At 55.2% G+C, this 12982-nt stretch carries 16 protein-coding genes; all 16 read right to left on the reverse strand.

What is annotated here, in order from left to right:
• Positions 1-5: 5 nt before the first annotated feature.
• Positions 6-836, reverse strand: a complete 831-nt coding sequence (locus tag ACR6HW_RS03500; protein ID WP_455729781.1) for a hypothetical protein — start codon at positions 834-836, stop codon at positions 6-8.
• A 1-nt stretch (position 837) separates the two neighbouring features.
• Positions 838-2175 carry a 4Fe-4S dicluster domain-containing protein gene (locus ACR6HW_RS03505; RefSeq protein WP_455729782.1) on the reverse strand — a complete coding sequence of 446 codons (1338 nt, stop codon included), beginning with the start codon at positions 2173-2175 and terminating at the stop codon, positions 838-840.
• 10 nt (positions 2176-2185) lie between these two features.
• Positions 2186-3580, reverse strand: coding sequence for an aldehyde dehydrogenase family protein (locus ACR6HW_RS03510; protein WP_455729783.1), 1395 nt, complete (start codon positions 3578-3580; stop codon positions 2186-2188).
• Position 3581: 1 nt separating this feature from the next.
• Entirely contained in the window at positions 3582-4526 is a 945-nt protein-coding gene (locus ACR6HW_RS03515) for a cob(I)yrinic acid a,c-diamide adenosyltransferase (RefSeq protein ID WP_455729784.1), read from the reverse strand.
• 9 nt (positions 4527-4535) lie between these two features.
• Entirely contained in the window at positions 4536-4793 is a 258-nt protein-coding gene (locus ACR6HW_RS03520) for a EutN/CcmL family microcompartment protein (protein WP_455729785.1), read from the reverse strand.
• Entirely contained in the window at positions 4790-5431 is a 642-nt protein-coding gene (locus ACR6HW_RS03525) for a hypothetical protein (RefSeq protein WP_455729786.1), read from the reverse strand. Before ACR6HW_RS03525 ends, ACR6HW_RS03520 begins: the two co-directional genes overlap by 4 nt.
• Before the next feature lie 10 nt (positions 5432-5441).
• Positions 5442-6047: a phosphate propanoyltransferase gene (locus ACR6HW_RS03530; protein WP_455729787.1), complete on the reverse strand. Its 606-nt coding sequence runs from the start codon at positions 6045-6047 to the stop codon at positions 5442-5444.
• Between the two features lie 9 nt (positions 6048-6056).
• Positions 6057-6329 carry a BMC domain-containing protein gene (locus ACR6HW_RS03535; RefSeq protein WP_455729788.1) on the reverse strand — a complete coding sequence of 91 codons (273 nt, stop codon included), beginning with the start codon at positions 6327-6329 and terminating at the stop codon, positions 6057-6059.
• A complete protein-coding gene (locus ACR6HW_RS03540) occupies positions 6304-6780 on the reverse strand; it encodes a BMC domain-containing protein (protein ID WP_455729789.1) in 477 nt (158 codons plus the stop codon). The genes ACR6HW_RS03535 and ACR6HW_RS03540 overlap by 26 nt, the downstream gene beginning before the upstream one ends.
• Before the next feature lie 4 nt (positions 6781-6784).
• Positions 6785-7123, reverse strand: a complete 339-nt coding sequence (locus ACR6HW_RS03545; RefSeq protein WP_455729790.1) for a glycerol dehydratase reactivase beta/small subunit family protein — start codon at positions 7121-7123, stop codon at positions 6785-6787.
• Positions 7092-8951 (reverse strand): diol dehydratase reactivase subunit alpha, encoded by a 1860-nt coding sequence (locus tag ACR6HW_RS03550; RefSeq protein ID WP_455729791.1) that lies wholly within the window; start codon positions 8949-8951, stop codon positions 7092-7094. The genes ACR6HW_RS03545 and ACR6HW_RS03550 overlap by 32 nt, the downstream gene beginning before the upstream one ends.
• The gene (locus ACR6HW_RS03555) at positions 8948-9421 is read right to left on the reverse strand and encodes a diol dehydratase small subunit (RefSeq protein WP_455730858.1); all 474 of its coding nucleotides are present in this window, start codon (positions 9419-9421) and stop codon (positions 8948-8950) included. The genes ACR6HW_RS03550 and ACR6HW_RS03555 overlap by 4 nt, the downstream gene beginning before the upstream one ends.
• Positions 9422-9485: 64 nt before the next feature.
• Positions 9486-10124 (reverse strand): propanediol/glycerol family dehydratase medium subunit, encoded by a 639-nt coding sequence (locus ACR6HW_RS03560; RefSeq protein ID WP_455729792.1) that lies wholly within the window; start codon positions 10122-10124, stop codon positions 9486-9488.
• A 12-nt stretch (positions 10125-10136) separates the two neighbouring features.
• Positions 10137-11801: a propanediol/glycerol family dehydratase large subunit gene (locus ACR6HW_RS03565; RefSeq protein WP_455729793.1), complete on the reverse strand. Its 1665-nt coding sequence runs from the start codon at positions 11799-11801 to the stop codon at positions 10137-10139.
• Positions 11802-11813: 12 nt separating this feature from the next.
• Positions 11814-12593 (reverse strand): propanediol utilization microcompartment protein PduB, encoded by a 780-nt coding sequence (gene pduB, locus ACR6HW_RS03570; RefSeq protein ID WP_455729794.1) that lies wholly within the window; start codon positions 12591-12593, stop codon positions 11814-11816.
• A 17-nt stretch (positions 12594-12610) separates the two neighbouring features.
• Positions 12611-12904 (reverse strand): BMC domain-containing protein, encoded by a 294-nt coding sequence (locus tag ACR6HW_RS03575; protein ID WP_455729795.1) that lies wholly within the window; start codon positions 12902-12904, stop codon positions 12611-12613.
• Positions 12905-12982: the final 78 nt, after the last annotated feature.

The raw sequence follows: 12982 nt of genomic DNA on the forward strand, positions 1-12982 counted from the left end.
CGCTCCTAAAAAATCAAGAGGATAGCACAGGCGCAGATAGAAATCGTAAACGCCGGTGGATCCACATGGGTGTCGCACTGAAAGTTAAACGTCCTACCGATGGCCTCGCCGAGGATTGCAGCGACAACTCCAAAGACCATCCCCATCCAGAGGTTGCCCGATGCGCTGGCAGCAAGTGCCGACACGAGGGCGATGTGATGTGTTGCCGGAACGGGAAATCCCATTTGCGTAAAAATCAAACTCGCGGCACTGATGCAAAAACCAAGCGTCACAATGCCCGTTTCAAGGGTGTAATAAGAAACCAGAAGCCCCACTGCGGCACCGGTTAAGAGCCAAAACACGAGCGGTTTTCCCGTGGGAAAATACGCACAGTTTTTTTCACTTCTGTCGCCCAGTAACCCACTCTTCCCAAAGAGGCATCGGACAATAAGGCCCACCGTAATCACCGACAGAGCAATGGTATCCGTCGGCAAATTGATAAATCGTCCGTACAGTGCGTTAAACAGATACCCCAGTACGCCAAAAGCCCCGCCGGCCAGTAACAATAGAGGGTCGTTGTATTTGGCGAGCGGCATCAAGATATTGGCACCGCTATCCAGTTGTTTCCGTTTATAGGCCAGTGCCGCAGCGGCAACACCTCCTGTAAACGCAATATGCGGTCCGAAAAATGCACCAAACGCCATGGTGCCCACGAGATCCACCGTACCACCGGCCGCGGTAATAGCTATTCCCGTCAAACCGATTAGACCAGTGAACACAAAGGCCGGCAGAGCCCCCACCAATGCCCCGAATACACCGCCGCAAAACGCCAACAAAATCATCAACACCTCGTTCATGTTAGGCCTCCTCCACTATTTTTTCGACGACGACTCTGTCGTCTGATACCGCTTTCACAACGCCGGCTATGCTGCTGTGAATATTGGCCGATACGCCCTTTGCCGCAGCAAAGACGAGATCGCCTGTTGCAATTGGTGCACCTTTCTGAACAACTGGGTGTCCCGGCGCCCCAATGTGTTGCGACGCCATCAGCGTAACTTCAGACACCTCCAAACGCGACCTCTCAAGAGGCGCATCGCCACTGTACTCAAAAAGTCCCAAACGGTACAAAAGCCGCTTAGCGTCATAACCGCGCAAAGTTCGAAAGGGGTGTGGCGTGGGCGCCGGTTCGCGCAACGTCGGCTTTACGCCCTCTTTCCGCAAGCTTTCTTTTAAAAACCGATTCAGTTTCCAAGGTTGTAGGTTCATTACGCACGCCTGTTCACACAGACCGCATTCACAACACAGATATGCCTCTTCGAGGGTCGTGTGCCGATCACCGGTACTCTGATAGCTGGCGATGCGCATCAGTCTAGACGGATGCAGTCTGTGTCCCTCGAGATAGCGCGGGCATAAATCGGTACACAGGTCACAATGACAACAAGCCACTTTGGCGTCCTTGATTATCTGAGAAACCGCCTTTTCTTTTGAAACCACCAGTGGGTGCGTTTTGGGCAAGGCGATGAACCCTTTAGACGTCTTCTCCACCACCGCATCGCTAATCGCTACCACGCCACCCATCATCGGTCCGCCGTCTATAAGCACACAATCCGGTGCCGTTAAGCCTCCGGCCTTTTCAATAAGCGTCTCCAGAGAAGTGCCTACGGGAACGCAAAATGTCGACGGTGAGCGCACCGCACCGGCAATCGTAACGTATTTTTCCGTTACCGGCTGTCCTTCCAGCGCCTTTGCCACATTGACCAACGTCTCGACATTGGCCACGACAGCGCCGACATCCAGTGGGATACCCCCTTCGGGGACGACTTTGCCTGTCACCTCCAGCACAATATGGTGTTCATCGCCCGCCGGATAGACGTTGTCGAGAAAGTGCAATGAAAAATGCGGGTACGCCGGCAAAAAGTGTTCCAACGCTTCTACAGCAGCTGTGTACTTGCGCTTTAAGGCAATGACGCCACAGCGACTCTCCGTTATGGCCACAACGGCTTCAAGTCCCTTTAAAAAGCGCTCGGTTTCGTAGACCATCAGCTGCTGATCCACTTGTAAAAGGGGTTCGCATTCAGCGGCGTTCACCAACACCCACTCCGCCTTCGCACCAAACTTTATATGCGACGGAAACCCCGCGCCGCCGGCACCGACCACACCGGCTGCTTCGATTTTTTGTAGCCTTTCATCTCTCATAACCACCGCCTCACTTGATGTTGAAGCCGCCGACGAGCACACAGCGTCTGCGCCTTGTAAATGCCTTTGCCGACGTCAAGCCCTCACCAGTGGGCCCGGCGATGGTAAAGGTGGTAAACCCTTCGCCACCGACGCCGATACCCGCGTACGACGGCCCATTCTTAACAAAGATGGTCGTCTGTATCCGATGCGCCATTTCCGTTAAAACATCGATGTTTTTAGAGTGACAAACGGCAGTATGCCTGAGGCCGTGCTCGAGTTTACAGGCGAGGTCGATGCCTTCAGCGGCATCGCGCACTCTCACAATAGGGAGAATCGGCATCATTAATTCCTCCACCGCAAAGGGGTGGTCGGCAGCTGTTTCTGCGATAATCAAGCGGATATCGGCACCGGCGTCAATGCCGATGGCCTTTAAGATGACTGAGGCATCTTTGCCGACATAGGCGCGGTTGAGATGCCCCGCGTCGTCAAACACCAATGCTTCAAGCTTTTGAAGCGTCGCCGCGTCTTTGATTTCAAACGCCCCGTGCTTTTTCATGTTGAAAATAAGATAGTCGCACACATCGTCCACCACCAGCGCTTCTTTTTCGGCGATACACGGCAAATTGTTGTCAAAAGTACAGCCGTTGACTATAGCCAAAGCCGCATTTTCAATATCCGCCGTCTCGTCGACGAGCACCGGTGGGTTGCCCGCACCGGCGCCAATGGCTTTTTTCCCCGAACTGAGCACCGCTTTCACAACACCGGGGCCTCCGGTAGCGCAGAGCATTTGCACCTTGTCGTGGTGCATCAATGCGTCGACAGCTGCCATATTCGGTTGGTCTACGCTGTTTACAAGCCCCTCAGGACCGCCGACAGACTGTATGGCCACATTGAGGTAGTGCACCGCCAAGTTCGATGTCTTCTTGGCGTTGGGATGCGGACAGAACACCACCGCATTTCCTGCGGCAATCATACCGATGGCGTTGCAGATAACCGTCTCAGACGGATTGGTAGACGGTGCGATGGCACCGATGACGCCAAAAGGTGCGTATTCTAAAAGCGTCAACCCGTCGTCGCCTGTAAAGACGCCCGACATGAGATCCTCGACGCCGGGTGTCTTTTCAATAACCGCCCGGTGTTTAAGCACCTTGTCCGCCATGCGCCCCATCCCAGTCTCTTCAACGCCGAGCGCCGCCAGTTCTTCCACATGGGACACAAGTCCTGCGCGCATCGCTTCAATGAGTTTTTTTCTAAAAGCCAAGGGCCTGTTTAAAAACACTTTTTGCGCTTTGTACGCCGCCTCTACAGCCTCTTGTATTGAGGGATAAACGCCTTTTAACGGCACCTTTACCGACTCTTCTGTCTCAAGTCTTTCTCTCACCTGTTGCGCAATCCATTGAATTTGTTCATTTGTAACTGTCATGTTAGCCCCCTTGTAACTTTTCTAAACCCTCTCTTGCAACGGCCTCATCTTGTTCAACTGAACCGCCGCTGACGCCGATACCGCCGATGAGCACATCACCGCGCATCGCCGGGAATCCGCCGCCAAAAATGACGGCATCACAGTTTTCAATACCGTAAAGCGGTTGCCCCGGTAGCGCCTGCTCACCTAGTGCCCGAGTGGTGCACCTAAATTTAACCGCGGTCTTCGCCTTGGCGCAGGCGATGTCAATACTGCCGATAAGCGCCTCCGGCATCCGTTTAAAGGCGACGAGATGTCCGGCGGCGTCGACGATTGCGACGCACACGGCGATGTCCAGTGCCGCGGCCTGCGCCATGCAGGCGTCTATTGCCGCATCTGCACAGCTGAAAGCCGTGGCGCCGAGGCGTTTGACTACCGCTGTCTTAACAGTCGACAGCACTGCCTGAAACGCCAGTCGTCTCGCCAAGACAAAGAGAAAGTCCGACAGCCTATTGACGTACATGAGAACGCCTTCGTACCGCTTTGGCGTCGTCTTACTCAGCGCACTGATAGACCGCTCCGCCGTTCGGACGGCAGTGCGCGCCACATGGGCATGTGCCGAGACGACTTCGTCGCCTGCCAGTACCCACGCCTCCAGTGTGGGCAACTGCTGTTGCCACAAGTCGATATGTTCTTCCAACAGCGCCACCTCGCAGCTTTCTACATCAGGTGGTGCCGTACTGCCGTCAGATGCCAATAAAGTGGCGGCGACAATAAGTGTTTCTTGTATATGGGTCAACAACGCCACCACCGGCGGGTCGTCGACAACGCTTTTAAGTAGTCCGATCTGGGCACTGGCGGCGTCCAACTGACCATAGGCCATCACTTTTGGACTCGACTTCGGCACGCGCATGCCGCCGAAAAGGCCGGTTGTCCCCGTATCACCTGTTTTTGTATAAAGTTGCATCCTCGCCTCCTACTGCACTTCTACTGTGTCGATAATGGCGACGATGGTGGCATCCACCGGACCGCTGAGCACTGTTTTGGAAACACTGCCCGTCACGTAGAGCACCCGATCGCCATTGCCTGCGCCGACACTATCCACGGCGACAACTGCATGGCCCACCGCGTTGAAGTTTTCGTCCGTCGGTTGCACAATCAACAGCTTAGTGCCTACGAGGTGGGCATTTTTCGTCGTTGCCACAACCGTCCCTTTTACGCGTCCAAATTTCATAACCCCTCCGGTCTCCGTATTATTTGTATGTCGAGGGCATCGATTTGCTCTTGTGCCAGTGGCGTCAGTCGCGCAGACGCCGCAAGTACCACCGTCTGCCCGGCATACCCTTTAAGTGTCTTGAGGTCGCACACGCCGGCAATTACCGGCGGCAGCGGTGTCAAGGGCGAGATGCCCATCGCCTCGAGCGCCGTCATCTGTGCGTACAACTTCGCGTAAAACGCCGGCGCCTGTTCAGCGCGTAAACGCAAATCGCTCGACGCGTAGTAAATCGACTTGCCCGCTTTGAGAAATTCAAAGGCGAGGCGCCCCTTCTCCGCTCCAAAGCTGAAGCGCAAAAGCGCCTGTGCCTCACCGATATACAGCTCTGAAAGCGCTAAAAAAAGGTATGGCGATCCAGAAACGTCACTTTTAGGCGCCGATACCGCGCCGACGGCGACACCGGCCGCCTCAAATTGCTCTCGAACCACCTGCGGCGGCGCCTCAGTCACAATGTCCACCAAAAGCCACGGTACGGCGAGGCGTTGCGCCATCGTTTCTGCGTCTTTTAGATTCTCCAGCACACAGAGTGCTCTGACGCCAAATCGTCTATAGAGTGTCTCGACAACTGCCGCCACCGCTTTTTCAGTTGACCACATAGGCGCCTCCTCACGTCACCACTTTCATCAAATCGCCATTGGAAAGGCCGGCGGCATTGGCCTCTTCCACGTCTACATGCGCCTCTAGAACATACCGTGTCGAAACTCTGATAGTGACCGCTTCAAAAATCGTCGGGCGAACCCCTTCCGATTTTAAAGACACTGTATCGCCGTCTTTCACGCCGAACACTTCGGCACAAGCCTCTGACATGTGAATGTGTCTATGGGCGGCGATAACCCCTGACGACAGTGTCACCTGCCCTTTAGGCCCGACAAGTGTCACACCGTCAGTGCCCTCGAGATTGCCAGATGCCCGCACCGGTGCGCAAATGCCGAGTTTGTACCCGTCAGCTGTGGCAATTTCCACCTGTGTCGTCTTCCTAAAGGGGCCCAGCACCCGAACGCTTTCTATGGCCCCCTTGGGGCCTCGAAGGGTTACCGTTTCCTTAGCTGCGAACTGACCGGGCTGCTTCAGCGCCTTATAAGGGGTCAGCGCCGTCGAGCCGAACAGCTTTTCAAAATCCGTCTGCGACAGATGCACATGCCGATTGGAGACCCCTACGGGCACATAGCCCAGCACCGCTAAAACCCGTTCAGTTACCTCATCGCATTTCATAAGCGCCACCTATTTTGACGGCAACAGTTTTTCAGTGTCCGCATGTGGTCTCGGTATGACGTGCGTCGACACCACTTGCCCAACGGCATTGGCCGCTGCCGTTCCCGCGTCTACTGCCGCTTTAACGGCGCCGACATCGCCTCTGACCATTACAGAAACCAGTCCAGAACCGATTTTTTCATAACCGACAAGAACGACATTGGCCGCCTTTGTCATTGCGTCAGCAGCCTCTATTGCCCCGACGAGCCCCTTCGTTTCAATCATGCCTAATGCGTTTCCCATGTCTTTCGCTCCTTTTCTTCTCAAAATAGTGTAGACAGCGCCACTTTGGTTCGCCCTTCCGGCGTGCACACGCCGGATCGCCACAGAGATTGCAGACGGTTTCTTCCACAGGCTCTGCCACCTCGACGTCTACGGCTTCGACAACCTCTTCTGAGGGAACGTCGTATCCGCGCGTATCGCCGTTGTATACCATAGCGTCAATGGCGTCGCTCGGGCGCGGTATCACCTTGACGCTATAGAGTTTCGATTTTAAATCCGGTGCGGCACCGATGGCGTCCACTGCTGCTTTAACAGCGCCGACGTCACCAGTCACTTTAACCACCACCATACCGTCGCCCTTGGTGAGTTCATAGCCCACCAGTTCAACATAAGCCGCCTTGACGGCGATGTCCGCCGCCCTCACACCTGCGACGAGGCCTACGGTTTCAATGATGCCCAGTGCTCGATTCACGGTATCACCTCGCTTTCTCAACAGATTTTAGCGGCACCCGCTTAATGAGGCGCGCCGCGTTGGCGCCATAAGCCCTGAGGTCTACCTCTGAAAAGACGGCGCTAAACAGCGAGAGATTCGGTCCACGATGTACCAATAGGTGTCCCGAAGCACAGAGGCCGATGCCGAGATCAAGCCCTGAAGTCGACGACGCCTTCTCGGCGCACACCCCTGCATTCGGTTCTCTACAGGGCACGAGGAGACTCGGAAGGCCCTCTTCCTCTATGCCCAGTGCCAAAAGCTCTGCTACCGCCTTACACGTCGGTGTCTCCTCATACTGAATGACAATTGCTGTCGGTTGCATCCTCTCCTCCTGACATCATAACCAATCCCGTCGCCACGGCATTTCTCGGGCCTTCACAGCCCCTGATGTTGCCACTGCCTGCGACGATGCCATATGTCGACAAGGCCTGCGTCACCATTTGCGGCACCTCGAAATCCAGTGCAGAGCCACCAACCAGTACGACGTTGCCGATATCTCTGATATGGCCGGTTGGACTCACGGCCTTTAGCGCGCGCATAGCGTTGGTGACAAAGACCTTTTCTTTTGCTCGACGCCTCACCGCCACGATTTCCGTCAGCGACGCCGACGTGTATAGCGGGATGAGTTCGCCGTCTTTAACCACCACCGTCCGGGCAAAGAGTGTCCCGTCCAGCGGCGTCTCGTAAAATTCGACGCCACCGCTTTCGTGACGAATGTGAAACAGACTCTCTACCTTTGCCAGCGGATACTTCTTAAGAGTTTCCGCCAGTTCCAACGTCTCAAGTCCCAGTTCTGTTTGAATCAGCAAGGTCACCATGTCGCCTGCCCCTGCAAGGTGGACGGCAGTAAGTCGCTCTTTGGCACTGAGCAGACACGCGTCAGTGGAACCGGCACCCATGTCTAGAATCGCCACGGGCTTCTGTGTCCCCGGCGTCGTCAACGCGCCTCGAACGGCCATTTCTGCTTCGACGCCGCCCACACTTACACCGACGCCCAACTTGTCGGTCAGGTGCTCGGCGACGCGCGCCATTTGAAGGCGGTCGGCTTTGACCATTGCCGCGACACCGACGGCATTTTCCATCGACAATTCTCCTGCGACGCCACCGGTGACACGTTGAGGGCAGAGGGTATCCACAGCGAGGAGGTCTTTTATCTGAACCTCTCGATGCGGCTGTCCCGTCAGTGTCGCCATGACGTGGCGCACCCGTTCGATCATGGCGCCGGCGTTGGTGCCGGCTTCACCATAAACATCTGATAGCGGCGCACACGATTCCAGCGCCGTCATCACTCTCTCGGCGCCGTATTCGACATCCACCGTTTTCGACGTCTTTTCGCCGACAAAAGTCAATTGTCCTGCGGGAATATGCTTGGCTTTGACGTCGCCTTTAGGCGTTTTAATGACCACTGCCGAACGGTTGCCGATAAGAGCCCGCGCCACTGGGACGACGCGCCGGGTTTCCTCGGCGTCGAGGTCGAAGCGCGTGGCGATGCCATAGGGGTTCGATAGAATTCGAATGACCCCGCCTACCGGTGCCACTTCCACCGTCGTCGGCATGTGGCGAGGGATTCTGTCAAAATGCCGTACTTCATCTACAAGGGGCATGTGCCACTCGATGCGGTTGGCAATGAGCACGCCGTCGTCGTTTTGAACCACGGCGCCTTGAATGTCACAACCGTTTTGGTAGGCCGCATTGAGCGCTTCTGCTGCCCCTTTAAAATCGTAACTTGCGGGAATGAGTGCAATTACAGGGCCTTTCGACGCAGCTGCAGTGCCCCAACGCACGATTTCATCCAGCGTATAGGCGACGCCTGTGCCGATGCCGGCGCCCCCCGGCGTCTCGGGATTGTGACCGATCATCGTCGATTCGGTAATCACCGTTTCCGTAATGGTTTCCATAGCCACGTCTCCAATGACGGGCGCTGCTTCGTTGATGCGAATTTCACTCAGCGCTTCAAGGGGGAGCGTCGCTGTTTCAAGGGCGGCTTTAAGCGCCCTGTAAACGCCTTTAATATTCTCAGAAGTCCCCTTGATGCCGGTGGTTTTCGCAATACCGCTGGACAAAAACGTCACGTTGCCGCCTACATCCCACTTGCCAATCGCCGCTTCAGTGGTGGCATTGCCGATGTCGATGCCGGCGACGTATTTCATTTCAGTCTGCCTCGGCGCTCGTACACCTCTGCCGCTTCGCGCACGAGGTTCGAGTTGATGACGCAACCGTAATCGTGCTCCAATTCATCGGCAATAGCGAGCAGTTCGGCTTTAGTCGAACGGTAAGGGCGCATGGCGTTGTAGATTTCTAGAATCCGCGCGTCGGGAACGGCGATGAGTTCCGCCGCGCGCTTTAAATTGGCGGCAAAAGCAGATCGGTTGACCGATTCCGCTACGTCGGCTTGAAGGGCCAGTGTCTCCGGTGCGATTTTAACATCGTCTGCCGTAACCGCTCCGTTCATAATATTTTCAAGTGTGATGTCCGAAAGGGCTTTACCCGTCGGCGTCTTTAGGCTGTCAGCCCTGGTTTCGCTGAGCGGGTAATCCCCCTGTGACGCTTTGTTACCTGTTAAATGACTGATACAGCGCGTCAACGCCGCCTCTGTCGGCGCTTCGTCTCTTTGAGACATCGAGGCCATCACTTCCTGTATGATTTTCTCTATGAGCTTGTTGTCGACCATCTTTTCCTCCTCGCTAACAGAATTCAATTTGCAGGGCCTGAGGCGCCGCACCTTGTCTGACGTGTTCCGTCTCTTTGATGTGCAGCAGTGCCGCAATCGCCTGATACTTCGGACGCGCCATTTGATCGTTCATCGTCGGCACGGGATTTGGCGACTCGCACTTGGCGTATTTTGCCGCATTCTTACCGATGGCGCGGTAGACGCTCAAATCGATAAGTGGCGCTTGAGGAAAGAGCTCCACATTGCTCAGTGGCACGAGATCCTTTTGGTGAATCACCGTCGTCCCCTTGGACTGAATGCCGATACCGATGCCGGAACCACTGAGCGTCGCCGCCTGATGCGCGATAAACGATACGTCGGAAGTTTTGAGGATTCTCACCACACGCGGCGTCAAGCCCTCTTCTTCTATGCCCGCCATCAGCTCTTTTAGAACATCGGCGTGGGACAGTTTACAGATGGTCTGTGACTGGTACACGCCAAATGCCGGCGCGAGGCCGATGACCACCTCGTCTTTCCGTCGACCGACTTCAGCGGCACCCGTCGGCGTGAGCTTTAACGCCTTCACCTCGGCGACTTCTTGTTTCTGAGGTGCCGCCATCTCGCGGATCACCTCTTCTACGATGCTTCGAATGGTGCTTTCATTTAATGCCATTGGTACGCCTCCTTACTCAAAATCCGACGCGTCGAGTGCGTTTGGAATCGCCTGTACTTCGGCCCATCTGGCGTCGGACATCTGATAGCCGCTGCCCGGCCCTCTGTAGTCGTTGGCGTCATTGACGGCGCTCACCACGTGGAAGTTTTCATCTACAATCGCCGAGGTGTGCAAGTGGTCGCCGGAAACGCGCAGACGCATCATACCGAGCAGATGCTCCGCCACGTCACGATGCCCCGATTCATAGGCGGCCTTGATGACATCGACACCTGTGATGCCCCGATTCATCATCTCTTCTGCCGCTTTTAAATCCGCTACCACGTCGCGCGGCGGCATGTCCTTCGACCCGTGGGCATATGTCGCCGCCTCCACTTCCTCATCGGAGATTTCAGGCAGTTCGAGTTCTTTGAAAACCCCCTGCAACACCAGCGCCGCTCGTCGCCTCACTGCGACCACCGCTTCTTCTTCAACCGGTTTGAGCCCGCCATCGACTTTGAGGTCGCGCTGAAGGATGTTGTAATCGTCGAAATCATCGGCGTCAAAATTGGACCCCGCAAACATATTGTCGTAATTTGGCGTGGCGCTGTACCCCGAGAAGATAAAGTCCGTCCCCGGGATCATTTGCATCAATGTGCGCGCCGTGCGCCTAATGTCTGAATGTGAAAACGTCTGATCGTTGCCCGACGCCACTTCGAGGTCGAGCATAGTGGTGATGACATTTTCGGCGAGAACCGCGCGTATCCCCGACGGTACTGCACCGGGCACGCCGATACAGGAAATCGAGCCATTCTGAAGGCCCTGTACACCGGCGCCTTTGGTAATAAAAATACACCGCGCTTCTAAGTAGAGCATAGAGCGCTTTTCGGCATTGCCCATGAGCACTTCGGAACCTGTGCCCGATGTATAGCGCATTTTAAGGCCCCTTGAAGCGTAGGCAGAAGCCAAAAACGCCTTGGACCACGGCGTGTCGTCGCCGTCGATAAACACTTGCTCAGTGCCGTAAACGGAAACAGTTTCTGCGTACGCGGTGAGTCCACGCATCCCCAACATGAGTTCCGTAGCTTCTTCAACAGCGCATTGCGTCAAAATTCCCGGTCGCCCCACTTGACCACCGACGAGGAGCGCAAGGGCGTTAAACGGCGCATAGCGGGCGATGCCCACAGTGGTCTCCTGCTCATCGAACCCTCTAAGTGCCGCTTCGGCGGCGTCTGCAGCTATCTGAACCGGATTGTCCTTTAAATTGGTAACGTGGCACTGATTGGACGGCGTCTTGCGCGCGCGCATTTTAGCCAGCGTCATCATCAGTTCAAGGACGTTCATCTGTCCGACAATCTCCACTATTTTTGCCGGTGTCATAGCGGTGGTCAGCGCCACGAGCGTCTCTCTCGGCACATTGATGTCCACCAGCATTTTTGCCACTTGCCCACTGTCCATGGCCATGGCTTCTTCAGCTTTAGTCAGGTCGATGGCGTAGTCGGCAATAAACTGGTCGAGCATGTCGAAATCGTCTCTCACCTTGCCGTCGAGTTCCACCACGACCCCCGACTCAATGCGTATGCTCGGCTTCGGATCATACGGCGAGTTCATGGCAATCAGCCCCACTTCAGGCCACTCTTTCACAAAGCCGTCTTGATTGACCGGTCTCTTAGACAACACTTCAAATCGTTTGGATTTCATACTATGCCTCCTTTATATCGACGGCTGTGTAGACGACGGCGCCGGTTCGCCGCCAAGTGTCTCGAGCAATGAGACCCCCACGGTTTTTGCCGCCAGTACAGATTGACGCACAGCGCCTGAATCACCGCTGACGAGCAAAATAACTTCATTGGAGTACGACGTCGTACTCGGCGAGGAATAGCCAATAATGTCCACATTTGCCGCCTTAACAGCCGCATCGGCACAGATGACCCCAATGGCCGCAGGGGCGCCGACGATAATCCCAAAGGCCTTCCCAACTGGGGCGCCAAAGGCTTTTTCGCAGGCGTAAGAAGCTCTTGCGGTATACTGGAGCTCAATGTGTCCGGCACCGTTGGCGTACACATCTCCAAATGTGCGATCCAGTTCCTTCAAACAGACTTCCACCGCTCTTCTGGCGTCGGAGACGTCTTCGGCACCGAATAAAATCAAAGAGCCGTGTCCCGCGCCGCCTTTGGTATCGCGTGGCAACTCAATGGAAATGATTTCTGTGTTGGTGGCCTTCACCGCTTCGTCTGCCGCCATAATATGCGGCCCCGCACCGGTTCTACCGCCGACGATACCGATGGACCGGTATTTTTCATCGAGTTTCATATAGCGGTGCAGGTCTCTGTCCACATTGGCAATGACGAGGCCGATGGTGTCACCAATGGCAGTGCCTACAAATTCCGTCATGGCGTTGCCCACGGGCATCGATTGCTTTCCAGCCGGTTTTTCAGGACTTATTTTTTTCATCACTTCCGATAAAACTTTTTCAACCATTTGTTCTTGCATCACTTTCCCTCCATCCTTTAAGCTTCCGTCTCACCCAGCGTCTGCGGCAATATTTTTTCAATGTCCGCATGCGGTCTCGGAATGACGTGAGATGAAACGACTTCTCCCACTCGATTTGCAGCGGCAACCCCCGCATCGACAGCGGCCTTCACCGCGCCGACATCGCCTCTTACCATGACGGTGACGAGACCCGAGCCAATCTTTTCGTACTGTACCAGTTCCACATTGGCTGATTTCACCATGGCGTCGGCGGCTTCGACGGCACCGACGAGCCCTTTGGTTTCAATCATTCCTAAAGCTTCTTTCGACATACTCCATGCCTCCTTTCGTTTGTTCTCTTTTATCATAAAAAAAAGAGCCCGAAAGGCTCTAACAGTTCTATTTTCAAT

Source organism: Fusibacter sp. JL298sf-3, from assembly GCF_053842995.1.